Here is a 15,163-nt window from a genome sequence, read left to right as displayed (position 1 = left end):
TACTGACAGCCATGGACGCCGACGGTACGGACGGTACGGACGAGGAGTTCAGGTCGCTCGCGCACCGGCTGCGCGACGAGGCCGGCGGGTCACCCGCGTACGAGCGGCTGCTCAGCGCCCGGGACCCCGACGAGCTGGCCGCCGTCCTCACCGGGCCGGCGCAGCCGCTGTGGGCCCGGGAGCTCGCCGCCTTCCGGCTCGGCCTCGCGGGTGACCGGCGCGCCTTCGAGGCACTGGTCCTGCTCCTCAACCACCGGGACCCCGAGCGCTGCGTCTCCGCCGCCCACGCCCTGACCCGGCTGGGCGACCCGCGCACCCCGAGGGCCGCGGCCGCCCTCGCCACCAACGAGCTGCGCGTCGCCTACGCCCTGCTGCCGGTCCGGCTGCTCGCGTGCCTGCGCGCACCGGAGTCCGTACCGGCCCTGATCACCGTCCTGGAGCGCCGCCTCCCGGCCGGTGACCCGTACTGGCGGGTGGGCGTCGCCTGCGCGGAGGGGCTGGGCGCCCTGGGCGACCCCCGCGCACGCCCGGTCCTCGAAGCCGCCCTGGCCCACCCCCGCCTGGCCGCCGCGGCCGCCGAAGCCCTGCGCCGCCTGCCGGCCCCGGCCTGACGGGCGGGCGCGGGGGCGGGGCCCCGGGGCGTGCCGGGCACGGGGCGGCCGGGCCGCGCGGTCCCGTCGGCGGCGCCGGGGCGCCGGGGCGCTGGGTCCTGGGGGCGTGCCGCCGGGCCGCGTCGTCCCGTCGGCGGGGCCGGTCCGCCGGGGCGGTCAGCGGTCAGGGGGTGAGGCGGCGGGTGCAGCGGACCTCCGGCACCGTGGTCCCCGCCACGTGCCAGGGCTCCTCCGCCCCGTCCGGCGCGAAGCCGGCCCTCTCGTAGAAGCGCCGGGCACGGGCGTTGTCCTTCAGCACCCACAACCGCATCGCCCCGTACCCCTCGGCGGTGGCACGGCTCACCGCCTCGGCCATCAGCGCCCGCCCCACGCCCGTGGAGAGCTGGTCCGGCCGTGCGTACAGCGCGTACAGCTCGGCCGCCCCGGTCGGGGCCTGCCCGTCCCGGCAGGGCCCGTAGCAGGCCCAGCCGACCACCGAACCGCCGCGCTCGGCGACCAGGTTGACCGCACGGGTGCTGTCCTGGGCGAAATGCTTGCGGCGGGTCTCCGCGTCCGCCTCGACGGTCATCGCCGCCAGGTACCACGCCGGTATCAGCCCCTCGTAGGCGAACCGCCAGCCGTGCACCCGGACCTCGGCGACGGCCTCGCAGTCGGCCACCACCATGTCCCGCACCCGGACGGCGTCCGTCACGGCCGGGGCCCCTCGGGGAGGACCGCGAACGCCTCGATCTCCACCAGCAGTTCGGGCCGGAACAGTGCCGACACCTGGACCGCCGAGCTGGCCGGCGGACGGGTCGTGTCGATCACCTCGTCGCGGGCCGCCCGTACCGCCGGCAGGTGGGCCACGTCCGTGACGAAGTACGTCAGCTTGACCACGTCGTCGAACCCGGCGCCCGCCGCGGCCAGGCACCGCCGCAGGTTGCCGAAGACCTGGCGGGCCTGGGCACCCGGGTCTCCCTCGCCCACCACCCGGCCGTCCGCGTCCAAGGCGCACTGCCCGGATATCGCGATGAACCGGCCGCTGCCCCAGACGACATGGCTGTAGCCGGAACCGGGGGCGACCCCGTCAGGGGCGTGCACATGGGTGAGGTGATCGCTCATGCGCCTCATCCTCGCGCACGCCACTGACAATCGGCCGGTCAGCCCCCGTGGCCCAGCAGCCCGTGCAGCGCCGCGGCGCCGGTCCGGCCCGCCGGAGCCGCGTCCCGTGCCGCCTTCGCCGGCCGCGGGTCGGGCACCGCCGCGCACACCGCGTCCGCCGCCCCCCGGCCGCCGCCCCGGGGCACCGCGCCCGTCTCCAGGTAGCGCACGAGGTACCGGTCCAGGCAGGCGTTGCCGCCCAGCGTGACCGCGTGGTTCCCGCCGCCCTGCTCGACGACCAGGCTGGAGCCGCGCAGTTCGCGGTGGACGGCCACGCCGCCCTCGTACGGCGTGGCGGCGTCCTCCGTCGCCTGGAACAGCAGCACCGGCGGCAGCGCGTCGTTCGCCGGCTCCGGTGCCGACAGCGACTCCACGGGCCAGAAGGCGCAGGGCGCGTTGTACCAGGCGTTGTTCCAGGTGGAGAAGGGGGCCTTGCCGTACACGTCCCAGTTGTCCCGGTGCCAGACGCCCCAGTCCTGCGGCCACCGGGCGTCCCGGCACTGGACGGCCGCGTAGACGGAGTAGCTGTTGTCGCTCGCGGCGTCGGGCGAGGACAGGGTCCGGTGCGCCGCCACCAGGGGGTCGGGGTCCTTGTCGTTCACGTACGCCGAGAAGGCCTCCGCGAGCGTGGGCCAGAAGCCGTTGAAGTACCCGCCCGGCAGGTAGGTGTCCTCCAGCTCGGCCGGGCCGATCTTCCGGCCCGCCGGCTTCTTGCGCAGTGCCTCCCGCATCGCGTACCAGCGCGCCTCCACCTTCGCCGGGTCGGTGCCCAGCCGGTACGTCCGGTCGTGCTTGGCCACCCAGGCCATGAACGCCTTGTGCCGGGCGTCGAAGGCCCGGTCCTGCGCGAGGTTGAGGCGGTACCAGACCGCGTGCGGATCGACCACGGAGTCCAGGACGGCCCGCCGTACCCGGTGCGGGAACAGCTTGGCGTACACGGTGCCGAGGTACGTGCCGTAGGAGTACCCGAAGTAGCTGATCCGCTCCGCGCCCAGGGCCTGCCGGACGAGGTCGAGGTCCCGGGCCGTGCTGACGGTGCTCATGTGCCGCAGCAGGTCGCCGTACTTGTCGCCGCACGCCCGGGCGAAGGACGCGGCCCTGGCCAGGTTCACCCGCTCGTCCCGCTGGTCGCGCGGCACCGAGTCGGGCCGCACGGGCGTGAAGTAGCCCGGCTTGCAGTCCAGCGCGGGCCGGCTCGCGCCCACGCCCCGCGGGTCGAAGCCGACCACGTCGTACTGCGCCGCGACCCGCTCCGGCAGCGAGGCCGCCACGAACCCGGCCATCGAGCGCCCGCTGGCCCCCGGGCCGCCCGGATTGACCAGCAGCGGTCCCTGGAAGGTCTTCGCGGTGTGCGGGACGCGGGACAGGGCCAGGGTGATCCGCTGCCCGCCGGGGTCGTCGTGGTCCAGCGGCACCCGCACGGTCGCGCACTGGAGCCGGGGGTACTGCTTGGTGGCGCACCCCTTCCACGCGAGCGGTGCGGACGGCTCCCCGGCGGACGGCTCGGCCGCCGACGGTACGGCGGTGACCGCGCCCGCCAGCAGCGCCCCGGCGGCGATCAGCACTCCTGCGCGTTTCTGCATACGGCCTCCCGAGCGAGCGGAACGATGGGCTGCGAGGGCGTACCGCCCCCTCGGCGGATCGTCCCCTCATTCCGGCCCGGACGGGCACGGCGCGGGCAGACTTGACCCGATCAGAGGAGGGTGAGCTGGGTGGGCCCGGGCTCCGCGACCCGCCGCTCCGGGAGCGCGGGCGGCGGCGTGCCCCGCCGGTTCGCGCCCCTGCGCCCCGGGCCCATGCCGAACTCGTGGGCCAGTTCGTGCACCTGACGGGTGATCCGGCGCTGGTACCACGTCGGGGCGTAGGCGCCGTCCGCGTACAGCCGCTCGTAGCGCCGCACCAGGTGCGGGTGGTGCCGGTGCAGCCACGCCATGAACCACTCGCGCGCCCCCGGCCGCAGGTGCAGCACGAGCGGGGTCACCGACGTCGCCCCGGAGGCCGCGATCGCGCGCACGGTGGCGCGGAGCTGGTCGGGGTGGTCGCCGAGGAACGGGATCACCGGGGCCATCAGCACCCCGCAGCCGATCCCGTGGTCGGTCAGCGTGCGGACGACGTCGAGGCGGCGCTCCGGGGCGGGGGTGCCGGGCTCGACGGTCCGCCACAGCTCGTGGTCCGTGAAGCCGACGGAGACGGAGATCCCCACCTCGGTCACCTCGGCGGCCTGGACCAGCAGGTCCAGGTCGCGCAGCAGCAGGGTGCCCTTGGTGAGGATGGAGAAGGGGTTCGCGTGGTCGCGCAGCGCGGAGATGATGCCCGGCATCAGCCGGTAGCGGCCCTCGGCGCGCTGGTAGCAGTCGACGTTCGTCCCCATGGCGATGTGCGCGCCCTGCCAGCGCGGCGACGCGAGCTGCTTGCGCAGCAGCTCCGGCGCGTTGATCTTCACCACGATCTGCGAGTCGAAGCCGATGCCGGTGTCGAGGTCCAGATAGCTGTGCGTCTTGCGGGCGAAGCAGTACACGCACGCGTGCGTGCAGCCGCGGTAGGGGTTGACGGTCCACTCGAACGGCATGCGGGAGGCGCCCGGCACCCGGTTCAGGATCGAACGCGCGCGCACCTCGTGGAAGGTGATCCCGCTGAACTCCGGGGTGTCGAACGTACGCGTGGTCACGGCGTCCGTGCCGAACAGCGCGGTGTCGCCCCCGGGTGCGGCGGGGCGGTCGTTCAGGTTGTCCCAGCGCATGGACGCCTCCTCGGTAGCACTGGACCACACAATAGAACACCTGTTCCCATGATCGCCTCCGCCGGGCCGTCCCGGATTTGGGCGGCCACGACACAGGTGGTTGGCTTGTGCCTCCCCTTAGGAACGAGTGCTGGAGGACATGGCATGGCGCAGGTCGAGGCCACGACGGAACGGGTCATCGCGGCGGACGCGGAGACGGTGTTCGACGCGCTGGCCGACTACAAGGAGACCCGCGGGAAGATGCTGCCCGAGCACTTCAGCGAGTACGAGGTGCGCGAGGGTGGCGACGGCGAGGGCACCCTCGTCCACTGGAAGCTCCAGGCCACCAGCAAGCGCATCCGTGACTGCCTGCTGGAGGTGACCGAGCCCAGCGACGGCCGCCTCGTCGAGAAGGACCGCAACTCCTCGATGGTCACCACCTGGACCGTCACCCCGGCCGGCGAGGGCCGGTCGAAGGTCGTCGTCACCACCGTCTGGAACGGCGCGGGCGGCATCGGCGGCTTCTTCGAGCGGACCTTCGCCCCCAAGGGCCTCGGCCGCATCTACGACCAGGTGCTCGACAAGCTCGCCGCCGAGGTCGAGAAGTAACACCCGCTGGTCACCGGTTCGGGTGGTCTTCCCGTCGGCTTCCCGGCGTGCCCGCACGGCCCGGCGCGCGGGGAGCCCTCGGGAAAGCGCCTGATGAGCGCCGGGGCACTCCCTCCGCCCGGCGCCGGACCGGGCCCGTGACCCCGTAATGCCCCGCTTGCTCCCCCTCGGCGCCCAATGCGAAGAATGGCGCGCCGCGTAGGCGCGACCGAGGGGAGCAGGTTCGTGGGTGGGAGCACGCTGGCGGACGACGGCCACACCACACCGCCCGCCCGCCGCCGGTCCGGACCGGCGGCGCAGGGGCCGGGTGTCCGGCCCCCCTCCCATGGGCCGGGTCCACACCCCCCCTCCATGGCACCGGATTTCCCCGCCGTCTCCGGTTCCGGCCCCGGCCTCCCGGCCACCCCCGGCCCGGGTTCCGGCCTCCCCGCCGCCCCTGGCCCGGGTCTCTCCGCGACCTCCGGCCCCGGCCTCCCCGCCACCCCCGGCCCCGGTTCCGGCCTCCCCGCCACGCCCGGCCCCGGTTCCGGCCTCCCCGCCACGCCCGGCCCCGGCCTCCCCGCCGAACCCGTCCCCGGGCTCGTTCCCGAGCCGTGGGATCACGTGCCGGGCGGCCGGGGGCCCTGGGACCGGGTTCCGGGCGGCGAGCGGGTTCCGGGTGGCGACCGGGTTCCGGCCGGTGCCCCGGCCGGCGATCAGGAGCCCTGGGACGCGGCCGCCGCCGGTACCGAGCCGCCGGACGACCCATGGCGGGGCGCCGGGACGGCACCCTGGGAGACGGCCACCGAGACCGCGCCACCGGAAACCCGCACCGCCGCACCGGAGGCCCCGGGGCGGGGAACAGGCAGCACGAACCGGTCCGATGAGCCGGCCGCCCCGGACGGCGGGGCCCCCGGCGCGGGCGCGCCCGGCCCGGTGGCCGAGCCCCTCGCGCCGCGCCGCGTGCGCGTCGCCTTCCTCGGCCTCGTACTCGCCCTGCTGCCGGCCCTGCTGCAACAGCTCGTCACCCTCACCGCCCTCCCGGCGATCCGCAGCGACCTGCCGGGCCCGGACACCGCGCCGGGAAGGGCCCTGGGGGTGGCCACCGCCTACCTGCTCGCCGCCCTGGTCACCCTGCCCGTCCACGCCAAGCTCGGCGACCTCCACGGGCGCAGGCGCCTGTTCCGGTACGCCCTGGTCGTCTTCGTCGCCGGCTCGGCCCTGGCGGGCTGGTCGCGCACCATGGACCAGCTCATCGCCTGCCGGGCCCTCCAGGGCGCCGGTGCGGGCGGCCTGCTGGCCGGCGCGCACGCCATCGCCGCGGACCTCGTCCCGGCCCGCCGGCGCGGCCGGTTCCTGGGCCTGACCGGCGCCGTTCTCGGGCTCGCCGTACTGGCCGGTCCGTCGGTCGGCGGGCTCGTCACCGAGCAGGTGTCCTGGCGCTGGTGCTTCTGGTCCGCCGCCTGCCTGGGCCTGGTCGCCCTGCTCCTCGCCGGCACGGCGCTCCCGCCGCTCCGGCCCACCGCCCGGGGCCGCCTGGACGTCCTCGGTGCCCTCCTGCTCGCCGCCGCCTCCACCTTCCTGGTGCTGCTGGTCAGTTGGGGCGGCAGGGACCACCCGTGGGACTCCCGGGTCGTGCTGGGGCTCGCCTGCGGCGCGGCGGGCAGCCTGCTGCTGTTCGTCGTCGTGGAGAACTACGCGCCGGAACCGATCCTCCCGCTCCCCCTCCTGCGCGACCCCACCTTCGTGGTCGGCGGACTCGTCGGCACCCTCACCGGTGTCGCCCTCTTCGGGGTCGCCGGCTGCCTGCCCTTCTACTTCCGGCTGACCGGTGGCGCGGACACCGCCGAAGCCGCCCTGCTGACCCTGCCCCTGGCGGGCGGCATCGTCTGTGCCTCCCTCCTGTCCGGACACGTCATCAGCCGGACCGGCCGCTACACGGTCCACCCCGTCCTGGGCGGCGCCGTCTCGGTCGTCGGCATGTGGCTGCTGTCCCGGCTCGAACCGGACACCCCGCGCCTCACGCACAGCGTCTGGCAGGCCGTCCTGGGCGCCGGTATCGGCCTCGTCCTTCCCGCCCTCGTCCTCGCCGTCCAGAACGCCGCGCCACCCGCCGCCCTCGGCACCGTCACCGGCGCCCACACCCTCGTCCGCTGGATCGGCTGCTGCGCCGGAGCCGCCGCCCTCGGCGCCCACGCCGCCCACCGCCTCGACCTCGCCCTCGCCGACCGGCTCCCCGCCGGCACCGGCCTGCCCGGCCCGTGGTGGGACGCCCCCCACGCCGTCCGGGCCGTGCCGCCCGCCCTCCGCGACGCGTACCTCGGGGCCTACGCGGAGACGATGCCGCGGACCTTCCTCCACCTGGTGCCGGTCCTCGGCCTCGGCCTGCTCATCGCCTTCTTCCTCAAGGAGAAACCGCTGGTGACCCAGAACGCCTCCACCGCCGCCCTGCCCGCGCCCCGCACCGAGCCGGCGCCCCACGCGGGCGTGCCGGTCTGCGGCACCGTCCAGCACCACGACGGGACGTGTGTGCCGCGCGCCGCCCTCACCCTCATCGACGTGCACGGACAGCAGGTCGGACGCGGCGCCACCGGCGAGGACGGTCGCTACGCGCTCAGCGTGCCGGGCACGGGCTCCTACGTGATGATCGCGGCGGCCGGGGGCCACCAGCCCCAGGCCGTGCCCGTCACCGTCGGTGACCGGCCGGTCGAGATCGACGTGGTCCTCGGCGGCGCCGGCCGGCTCGCCGGAACCGTCCGCACCGCCGACGGGACGCCGGTGCGCGACGCCACGGTCACCCTCACCGACGTACGCGGCGAGGTCGTCGCCAGCACCCGCACCGGACGCGACGGCGCGTACGTCCTCACCGCGCTCGTGGCGGGCGAGTACACGCTGGCGGCGAGCGCCCCCGCGTTCCGGCCCGTCGCCCTGCCGGTGAGCGTCCAGGCGGCCCGCGAGACCCGGCAGGACGTCGAACTCGCCGGCGGGGCCGTGCTGCGCGGCACGGTACGGGCGCCCGGCGGGCGGCCCGTGGAGGACGCGCGCGTGACGCTGCTCGACGCCGCCGGGAACGTCGTCGACACACTCACCACGGGCCCCGACGGCACATTCCGCTTCCTGGACCTCTCGTCCGGCCAGTACACCGTGATCGCGGCCGGCTACCCGCCGGTCGCCACCGTGCTGCACATGGCGGGCGGCGGGCGCACCGAGCGCGACCTGCGCCTGGGGCACGAGGACTGACGCCGCGTCGGCGCCGGGCCAGTTCCCTCGATGCCCGGCGCACAACGGCGCACGCGCCGTACGGTGGAACACGGCCGGGGGGTCCGCAGCGCGCGGGGGACATCCGCGGCGCACGGGGAAGGAGCCTTCCAACCATGGACAGTGGCGTTCCGCGGCCGAGGGCCGCGACGGACGCGGCAGGCGCAGTCGGCAGGATTCCGCTTGCCGTGGTCGTCGTGGACGGCGACGGCCTCGTGTCGCACTGGTCGACCGGCGCGCGCGGACTGTTCGGCCACACCAAGGAGACCGCGCTGGGGGAGCCCGCCACGGAAATCCTCCCCGTCTCCGGCGCCCTGGAACAGGACCGTCCGTTCGACACGGACGACGGCCCGGGACCGGCCCTGGACGACTCCGTCGGCGGGCTCACCTCGTACCCCGCGGCCGGCCGGGCCCGGATCTCCCGGCACGGACCGGAGCGCACCGACGTCCTGTGGTGGGCCTACCCGCTCGTCGGCCCCGGCCCCGAACGGCTGCTCGTCCTGGCGGCGGACGCGGCACGGCTGCACGCCGACACGGCCGGACAGGAACGCTTCGAGCGCATCGCACCCGGCTTCGCCCTGCACACCGACTTCCCCGGCTCCGACGAACTGGCCCGCCGGCTCCCCGAGATCCTGCCGAACATGAGCGTCCGCCAGTCCGCCCGGATCGTCTCCCAGGTTCTCGAACTGGGCTATCCGGTCCTGGAATTCAGCCACCACGCCCGCGTACCCGTCACCCCCGACTGGGGCGTGCCGCGTCGCGCGGAGCGGGCCGCACGCGCGCGTGGCGACGCCCAGGACACCGGTGCGGCAGGCGCGGAGGCGCCCCGGGACGGCGCGGACGCCGGTACGGGCAGCTCGCCGGACCGGGACATCGAGCACGCCGCCGTGCGCGAGCGGCTGGAGTTCCTCAACGAGGTCAGCGGCCGCATCGGCTCCTCCCTGGACCTTCCCCGTACGGTCCAGGAGGTCAGCGAGGCCGTCGTGCCCCGCTTCGCCGACTTCGCCGGCACCTACCTGCGGGAGCAGGTCGTCGCGGGCGAGGGCTTCCCCGACGGCACCCCGGACGCGACCACCTGGTGGCACCGGGTCGCCGTCGAGCACGTCGACCCGCCCGGCCGGTGGGACGACGTCGTACCGGTCGGCGAGCCCATGCAGGTCCCCGCCCACACCCCGTTCTTCCAGTGCATGACGACCGGCGAGCCCGTCCTCGTACCGACGATCGGCGAGGAGGCGGGTACCGCCATCGCCTCGCAGTTCGACAAACGCGACATCCGTCCGCTGGTCATCGGGCGGTCCATGCTGGTCGTCCCCCTCAAGGCCCGGGACGTGGTGCTGGGGTTCATGATCCTGCTGCGCCACCCCGGCCGGGCCGTGTTCAACGACATGGACCGCGTGACGGGCGCGGAACTCGCCGCCCGGGCCGGGCTCGTCCTCGACAACGCCCGCATGTACGCGTACCAGGAGAGCGTCGCCGAGCTGCTCCAGGACTCGATGCTGCCCCAGGTCACCCCGCGCCTGGCGGGCTGCGACACCGCCACGCGCTACCTGCCCGGCACCCTGCTGGGCCGCGTCGGCGGCGACTGGTTCGACGCCGTCAAGCTCCCCGGCTCCCGGACCGCCCTCGTCGTCGGCGACGTCATGGGGCACGGCCTGAACTCGGCCGCCATGATGGGCCAGTTGCGGACGGCCGTCCAGACCATGGCCGGGCTCGACCTGCCGCCCGCCCAACTGCTGCGCAACCTCGACGACCTGGCACAGCGGCTCGGCGAGCACTACCTGGCCACCTGCCTGTACGCCGTGTACGACCCCGTCGCCGGTGAGCTGCTGATGGCGAACGCCGGCCATGTGCCGCCGGTGATCATCCGCGCGGAGGACGGGTGCGGCGACGTCCTCGACCTGCCGACGGGAGCCCCGATCGGCGTCGGAGGGGTGCCGTTCGAGACCGTGCGCGTGCCGGTCGCGCCCGGCGACCGGCTGGTGATGTGCACCGACGGGCTGGTCGAGGTGCGCGGCGAGGACCTCGGCGCGGGCCTCGCCGCCCTGTGCGAGTCGGCCGCCCACCCCGCCGCCTCCATGGACGACGCCTGCGACGCCATCATCAAGGCCCTGGGGGCCCGGGGCGGGGGCAGGGACGACGTGGCCCTGCTGATGGCGCGGCTGAACGGCATCGCCGCCGAGGACGTCGCCCGCTGGGAGCTGGCCCCGCGCCCTGCGGAAGTCGGACGGGCACGCCGGCTGGTCCGGGAACGGCTGGCCGGATGGGGACTGGACGAGCACGCGGAGACCGCGCGGCTGCTCGTCAGCGAACTCGTCACCAACGCCGTACGGCACGCGGACGGCGCACGCCGGATCGAGGTGCGCCTGGTCCGGGCGGACGCGCTCCTGTGCGAGGTCACCGACGACGGGCACACCCTGCCCACGCTGCTCGAGCCGATGCCCGCCGACGAGTACGGGCGGGGACTGCGCGTGGTGAGCGCCCTGGCGGGCGAGTGGGGCGTGAGCCGGGCGGGCCGGGGGACGTCCGTGTGGTTCGAACTGCCACTGCCGGGGGAGAAGGCCGGGCCGTGACCGCGACCGGGCCGGGTGGGGAGCGCGACCGGGCCGGGTGGGGAGTGCGACCGGGCCGGGTGGGGAGCGCGACCCGTTGCCGAGGAGAGCGGCGGGCCGTGAGGGTGATCCATCGCCGAGGGAGAGGACCACGCCATGAGTGTGACCCGACGCTACCGGGACGCCTGGGAGGCCTTCTGGGAGGAAGCGCCCCCTGAGGAGGGGGCCGTCATCTGGGACGCCGCCCCGTCGCTGACCGCCGGCCGCCACCTGGAGCTCTTCGCGCCCCATCTGACGGCACCCGGCCTGCCACTGGTCGACCTCGGCTGCGGCAACGGCACCCAGACACTGTTCCTGGCCGGGCGGTACGCGCGCGTGGTGGGCGTCGACGTGGCGGCCGCGGCGATCGGGCACGCCCGCCGGAGGGACGGCCGGGCCGGCGCCGCCGCCCGGTTCCGGGTGCTCGACGCCGTGGACACGGCGGCCGTGCGGGACCTGCACGCCGAGCTGGGCGACGCCAACGTCTACATGCGGGGCGTGCTGCACCAGGCCGAGCCCCGGGACCGGCAGGCCCTGGCCGATGCCATAGCGGCCCTGGTGGGGGAGCGGGGTCGGGCGTTCGTCGTGGAGCTGGCCGAGGCCGCCGGAACGGCCCTGCGCGGCCTGGCCGGGAGTCCCGCCGGTCCGCCCCCGAAGCTCGAGCCCGTGCTGCGGCACGGCATCGCCCCGGCCGGGGTGGTGGACGCCGACATACCGGAGTACTTCCGCACGGCCGGTCTGGGCGTCCTGGCCTCCGGCGCGATGCCCCTGGCGACGACGGAGCACGCCCCGGACGGCACGCGCGTCGACCTGCCCTCGCTCTGGCTGGTGGCGGGCCGCGACGCCTGACCGCCCGCCCACGAGTGGCCGGGGCGGGGCCCGCCGGCCTCAGGAGGTCGTGCCGCGGCCCGTCATCGCGTCGCGCAGGCGGTCGACCATGCCGACGCCGGGGGCGAGGAGCTTGTTCGCCGGGGGCTTGTCCGGGGCGGCGGGATGGGGCCGGGTCGGAGCCGTCCGCTTGGCCTGCCGCACCTTGTCGCCGAGGTCGTCGAGCATGTCGGGGGAGCAGGCGTCCAGCAGGCGCGGGAAGAGGTTGTTCTCCTCGTCCGTGATGTGCGACCGGATCTCCGTCATCAGCCGGTTCACCAGGACGTCGAATTGCGGGTGTCCCGCGTCGCACCCCTCCAGCTCCTTCATGAGGCGCTCGGCGGCCGCGTGATCGGCCAGCTCCTTCTCGGCCAGGGCCTCACCGCCGGGCACGTGCTCGCGCACCGCCGGGTACAGGTAGGCCTCCTCCGCGACGGAGTGGCGGACCAGCTCCATGGTGACCTGGTCGGCGTACTCCTTGCGCCGGTCGTCGCCGGGCGGCAGTTCCTCGATGGTGGTGAAGAGCTCCTCCACCTCCTCATGGTCATTGGTCAATTCCGTGATGACGTCTCCACCGTGTGCCATGCCGTCGCTCCTTCGCGCGGGTCTCGCCGAATCGCCGGATTCCCCATGAAACGCCGCCGCGCCCGTCCCCCGCGTATTGCCACGGGCTCAGCGTGTCGTGCCACGTGAGGTGCGTCATTTCCTCCCCGGAATTCCGGCGGTACCGTTTCGGTCCAATCCGCCCCCTCCCGCATTCGGATGGATCAGCCGTGCCCGCAGATTTCTCGCTCTCCCCGCTCATCGCGGCGACCGCGCAGTGGCTGACGCGCGCCTACCCGCCCGGCGGCGGTGCGCTCGACCACGCCCTGGCCGAGGCGCAGGCCCGGCAGGCCGTCACCGTCGCGGCATGGCTGCGGTACCCGACCGCGATGGACGCCGCGCTGGTCGCCGTGGCGGGGCCGGGCGGCTCGTCCGGGCTCGACCGGGTCACCGGCGCCGACGGCACCGAGGCCGCGGCCGGGGAGCCCGACCCGTGGCGCACCTGGGTGGACGAGGTCGTCGCGAGCTGGGCCGCGTCCCTGCTCAGCACGCCCGGGCTGGCGGCGGCCGCCATGGAGGCCCTCGCCGGGTCCCCGCACCTGGAGGGGGCACCGGTGGAGTTCCGGCGGCTGGTCGACCCCGACGAGCGCGACCGCCGGGCCGCGCCGCTGCTGCGCCACCCCGACCTGCTGGCCCCCATAGCGGCGCTGCACCGCGACCAGCTCCTCCTCCGCCTCGCGGCCTGAGGCGCCGCACCGGCTCCACTCCCGCCTCGCGGCCTGAGGCGCCGCACCGGCTCCACTCCCGCCTCGCGGCCTGGGCGCCTCCGGACGTGCCGCCTCTCTTGCCGCTCCCCGCGACACGGCCGCCGCGGCGCGTGATGCTGAAGCGGTGGACGGTCAGGAGAAGCGGGAGAACCACGTGTGGAACGGCGACGCGCCCACGCTCGGGGTCGAGGAGGAGTACTTCCTCGTCCACCCCGGCACGCGCGGCCTGGAGCCCGCCGGCGCGCGGGTGGTCGCCCGGGCCGCCGCGACGGCCGGTGAGGCCGTCACGGGCGAGTTCACCCAGTACCAGGTCGAGGGCAGGACCGTGCCGTGCCAGGGCACCGAGGAGCTGCGCGAGGAACTGCGCCGGGTGCGGGCGGCGGCCGTGACGGCCACCCGGGCGGAGGGCCTGGGCCTGTGCGCGTCCGGTACACCGGTCCTGGGCGCCTCCCGCCGGGAGGACATCGGTGACCACCCCCGCTACCGGGCCGGATCCGACCAGTACCGGGCCATGCTCGACGACTTCGCCGTCAGCGCCTTCCACGTCCATGTGCACCTGCCCGAGCGGGAGCTCGCCGTCCTCGTGGGCAACCACCTCCGCCCGTGGCTCCCGCTGCTGGTGGCGCTGAGCGCGAATTCCCCCTTCCACGAGGGCCTCGACACCGGCTACGCGAGCTGGCGGGCCGTGATCAGGGGCCGCTTCCCGTGCCTGGGGCCGCCGCCGTACGCCGAGTCGCTCGACCACCACGAGCGGCTGGCCACCGCCATGGCCGAGTCCGAGGCGATGCTGGAGCCCGGCATGCCGTTCTGGGACGTGCGGCCCAACCCGCGCCTGCCGACGCTGGAGGTCCGCTCCATGGACGTCCTCGCCGACATCGACGACACGGTCGCCCTGACGGTGCTGATCCGGGCGCTGGTGGTGACGGCGGCCGACCGGGTGGTACGCGGCGACCCCGGCCCGCGTGTCGGCGCCGAGCTGCTGCGCGCCGCGTACTGGCGGGCGGCCCGGGACGGCTGGCCGGGCAGCGGTGTGGACGCCCTGAGCGGGCGCGTCCTGCCCGCCCCCGAGCAGGCGGAGCGCCTCGTCCGGCATGTGCGTCCGGTTCTGGAGGCGTACGGGGACATGGGCGAGGTGTCGGCGTTCCTGCGGCGGCTCGCGGCCCGGGGGACCGGTGCCGAACGGCAGCGCGCCTGGGCCCGGGACGGCGCGGGGCCGGCCGGGGTGGTGGACGCGCTGGTGCGCGCGACCGACTGCGTCAGCGTGCCGTGAGCGTGATGACCAGGACGTCCCGGTGCGCGGGCCTCGCCGTGTCGAGCGGCCGGACGGGCGACACGCCGTGGAGGGTGGCGCGGTCGTCGCTCAGGAGCAGCGTCCCAGGCTCGGTGAGCGTGGTGGTCAGCACTTCCCCGCCGCCCGGGTCGTACACCGTGCTCTCGCCGCCGGTGACGTTGTCCCTGCCGACCAGTAGTGACGTCACCAGCGTCACCCCGTCGCGGTGCCTGCCCTCCGGGGTGGGCGCGCCCTGACTGTCGGCCGAGGCGACGACCCGGAAGGGGTGGACCTTCACGCTCCACTCGGCGGCGTCGTCCAGGCAGGACGCCACGTCGCCCAGCATCCTCAGCAGCGGTGTCAGGAGCGGATCGGACAGGAACGCGTCGGTCAGCGGCTCGAAGTGCCGGTCCACGTCGACGTAGAGCGGGTTGGTGTCCTCCGGCTGTACGAAGGCGATGTGCGGCTGGAGGGCCAGGTCCCCGGTGCGGGAGAGGAGGAAGTGCCCGTAGCGGCGCAGCCGGCGCGTTCCCCGCTCGGCCGCGTAGGCGTCCGGGGCCAGGTCCTCCCAGTGGGCGGCGAAGCACGCCCACCCGTGCGCGTCGGTGCCGAGGCACTCCGAGACGGCCGCCGGTGGCATCACGTACGCACCCGTCGACAGCAGGGCCTCACGGGCGTCGGCGACCGGGGCGGTGTGCGCCACGGCCCGGTCATTGACCACGTCGTCCATGGGTCCATGTTCCGGTGAGGCGCCCGACTCCGCATCCGGCGCCCGGCCGGCACCCGGCACGGCGCCCGGCCGGCACATGCCC

13 protein-coding genes are annotated in these 15,163 nt (G+C 75.4%); 7 read left to right on the top strand and 6 right to left on the bottom strand.

What is annotated here, in order from left to right; genetic code table 11:
• Positions 1-11 precede the first annotated feature (11 nt).
• On the top strand, positions 12-611 hold the full coding sequence (locus E2B92_RS11950; protein ID WP_126884269.1) for an adenylosuccinate lyase: 600 nt from the start codon (positions 12-14) through the stop codon (positions 609-611).
• 163 nt (positions 612-774) lie between these two features.
• Here E2B92_RS11950 and E2B92_RS11945 read toward each other — a convergent pair whose 3' ends face one another.
• The 4 genes from E2B92_RS11945 to E2B92_RS11930 form a co-directional block, all read right to left on the bottom strand.
• Positions 775-1,302 (bottom strand): GNAT family N-acetyltransferase, encoded by a 528-nt coding sequence (locus E2B92_RS11945; protein ID WP_312846111.1) that lies wholly within the window; start codon positions 1,300-1,302, stop codon positions 775-777.
• The gene (locus E2B92_RS11940) at positions 1,299-1,712 is read right to left on the bottom strand and encodes a RidA family protein (protein ID WP_126889394.1); all 414 of its coding nucleotides are present in this window, start codon (positions 1,710-1,712) and stop codon (positions 1,299-1,301) included. Before E2B92_RS11940 ends, E2B92_RS11945 begins: the two co-directional genes overlap by 4 nt.
• Before the next feature lie 38 nt (positions 1,713-1,750).
• Entirely contained in the window at positions 1,751-3,334 is a 1,584-nt protein-coding gene (locus E2B92_RS11935) for an alpha/beta hydrolase (RefSeq protein ID WP_126889395.1), read from the bottom strand.
• A gap of 110 nt (positions 3,335-3,444) precedes the next feature.
• The gene (locus E2B92_RS11930; RefSeq protein WP_126889396.1) at positions 3,445-4,491 is read right to left on the bottom strand and encodes an Rv2578c family radical SAM protein; all 1,047 of its coding nucleotides are present in this window, start codon (positions 4,489-4,491) and stop codon (positions 3,445-3,447) included.
• A 144-nt stretch (positions 4,492-4,635) separates the two neighbouring features.
• Between E2B92_RS11930 and E2B92_RS11925 the strand changes: the two genes are divergently transcribed.
• From E2B92_RS11925 to E2B92_RS11910, 4 genes are all read left to right on the top strand, one after another.
• Positions 4,636-5,079 carry an SRPBCC family protein gene (locus E2B92_RS11925; protein ID WP_126889397.1) on the top strand — a complete coding sequence of 148 codons (444 nt, stop codon included), beginning with the start codon at positions 4,636-4,638 and terminating at the stop codon, positions 5,077-5,079.
• Between the two features lie 351 nt (positions 5,080-5,430).
• Complete coding sequence (locus tag E2B92_RS11920; RefSeq protein ID WP_133087505.1) at positions 5,431-8,298, top strand: MFS transporter; 2,868 nt, start codon at positions 5,431-5,433, stop codon at positions 8,296-8,298.
• Positions 8,299-8,432: 134 nt separating this feature from the next.
• Positions 8,433-10,886: an ATP-binding SpoIIE family protein phosphatase gene (locus E2B92_RS11915; RefSeq protein ID WP_133087504.1), complete on the top strand. Its 2,454-nt coding sequence runs from the start codon at positions 8,433-8,435 to the stop codon at positions 10,884-10,886.
• A 135-nt stretch (positions 10,887-11,021) separates the two neighbouring features.
• Complete coding sequence (locus tag E2B92_RS11910; protein WP_126888579.1) at positions 11,022-11,753, top strand: class I SAM-dependent methyltransferase; 732 nt, start codon at positions 11,022-11,024, stop codon at positions 11,751-11,753.
• 39 nt (positions 11,754-11,792) lie between these two features.
• On the opposite strand, the gene E2B92_RS11905 is transcribed toward E2B92_RS11910, so the two are convergent.
• Complete coding sequence (locus E2B92_RS11905) at positions 11,793-12,356, bottom strand: hemerythrin domain-containing protein (protein ID WP_126888580.1); 564 nt, start codon at positions 12,354-12,356, stop codon at positions 11,793-11,795.
• A gap of 188 nt (positions 12,357-12,544) precedes the next feature.
• On the opposite strand from E2B92_RS11905, the gene E2B92_RS11900 reads away from it, so the two are divergent.
• Together E2B92_RS11900 and E2B92_RS11895 are read left to right on the top strand one after the other, a co-directional pair.
• Complete coding sequence (locus E2B92_RS11900) at positions 12,545-13,060, top strand: hypothetical protein (protein WP_126888581.1); 516 nt, start codon at positions 12,545-12,547, stop codon at positions 13,058-13,060.
• 145 nt (positions 13,061-13,205) lie between these two features.
• Complete coding sequence (locus E2B92_RS11895) at positions 13,206-14,351, top strand: carboxylate-amine ligase (protein ID WP_235023791.1); 1,146 nt, start codon at positions 13,206-13,208, stop codon at positions 14,349-14,351.
• Here the strand turns inward: E2B92_RS11895 and E2B92_RS11890 are convergent.
• Positions 14,338-15,081: a 2OG-Fe dioxygenase family protein gene (locus tag E2B92_RS11890; protein ID WP_126888582.1), complete on the bottom strand. Its 744-nt coding sequence runs from the start codon at positions 15,079-15,081 to the stop codon at positions 14,338-14,340. The genes E2B92_RS11895 and E2B92_RS11890 overlap by 14 nt on opposite strands.
• Positions 15,082-15,163 lie beyond the last annotated feature (82 nt).

This window comes from Streptomyces sp. WAC05374 (genome assembly GCF_004353505.1).
Taxonomy (GTDB): domain Bacteria; phylum Actinomycetota; class Actinomycetes; order Streptomycetales; family Streptomycetaceae; genus Streptomyces.
This window is presented reverse-complemented; position numbering and strand designations above follow the sequence as displayed.

What these genes read in the sequence shown, in the direction of transcription:
- E2B92_RS11950 (WP_126884269.1), top strand. Translation starts at nt 12, where the DNA reads ATGGACGCCGACGGTACGGACGGTACGGACGAGGAGTTCAGGTCGCTC.
- E2B92_RS11940 (WP_126889394.1), bottom strand. Translation starts at nt 1,712, where the DNA reads ATGAGCGATCACCTCACCCATGTGCACGCCCCTGACGGGGTCGCCCCC.
- E2B92_RS11935 (WP_126889395.1), bottom strand. Translation starts at nt 3,334, where the DNA reads ATGCAGAAACGCGCAGGAGTGCTGATCGCCGCCGGGGCGCTGCTGGCG.
- E2B92_RS11930 (WP_126889396.1), bottom strand. Translation starts at nt 4,491, where the DNA reads ATGCGCTGGGACAACCTGAACGACCGCCCCGCCGCACCCGGGGGCGAC.
- E2B92_RS11925 (WP_126889397.1), top strand. Translation starts at nt 4,636, where the DNA reads ATGGCGCAGGTCGAGGCCACGACGGAACGGGTCATCGCGGCGGACGCG.
- E2B92_RS11920 (WP_133087505.1), top strand. Translation starts at nt 5,431, where the DNA reads ATGGCACCGGATTTCCCCGCCGTCTCCGGTTCCGGCCCCGGCCTCCCG.
- E2B92_RS11915 (WP_133087504.1), top strand. Translation starts at nt 8,433, where the DNA reads ATGGACAGTGGCGTTCCGCGGCCGAGGGCCGCGACGGACGCGGCAGGC.
- E2B92_RS11910 (WP_126888579.1), top strand. Translation starts at nt 11,022, where the DNA reads ATGAGTGTGACCCGACGCTACCGGGACGCCTGGGAGGCCTTCTGGGAG.
- E2B92_RS11905 (WP_126888580.1), bottom strand. Translation starts at nt 12,356, where the DNA reads ATGGCACACGGTGGAGACGTCATCACGGAATTGACCAATGACCATGAG.
- E2B92_RS11890 (WP_126888582.1), bottom strand. Translation starts at nt 15,081, where the DNA reads ATGGACGACGTGGTCAATGACCGGGCCGTGGCGCACACCGCCCCGGTC.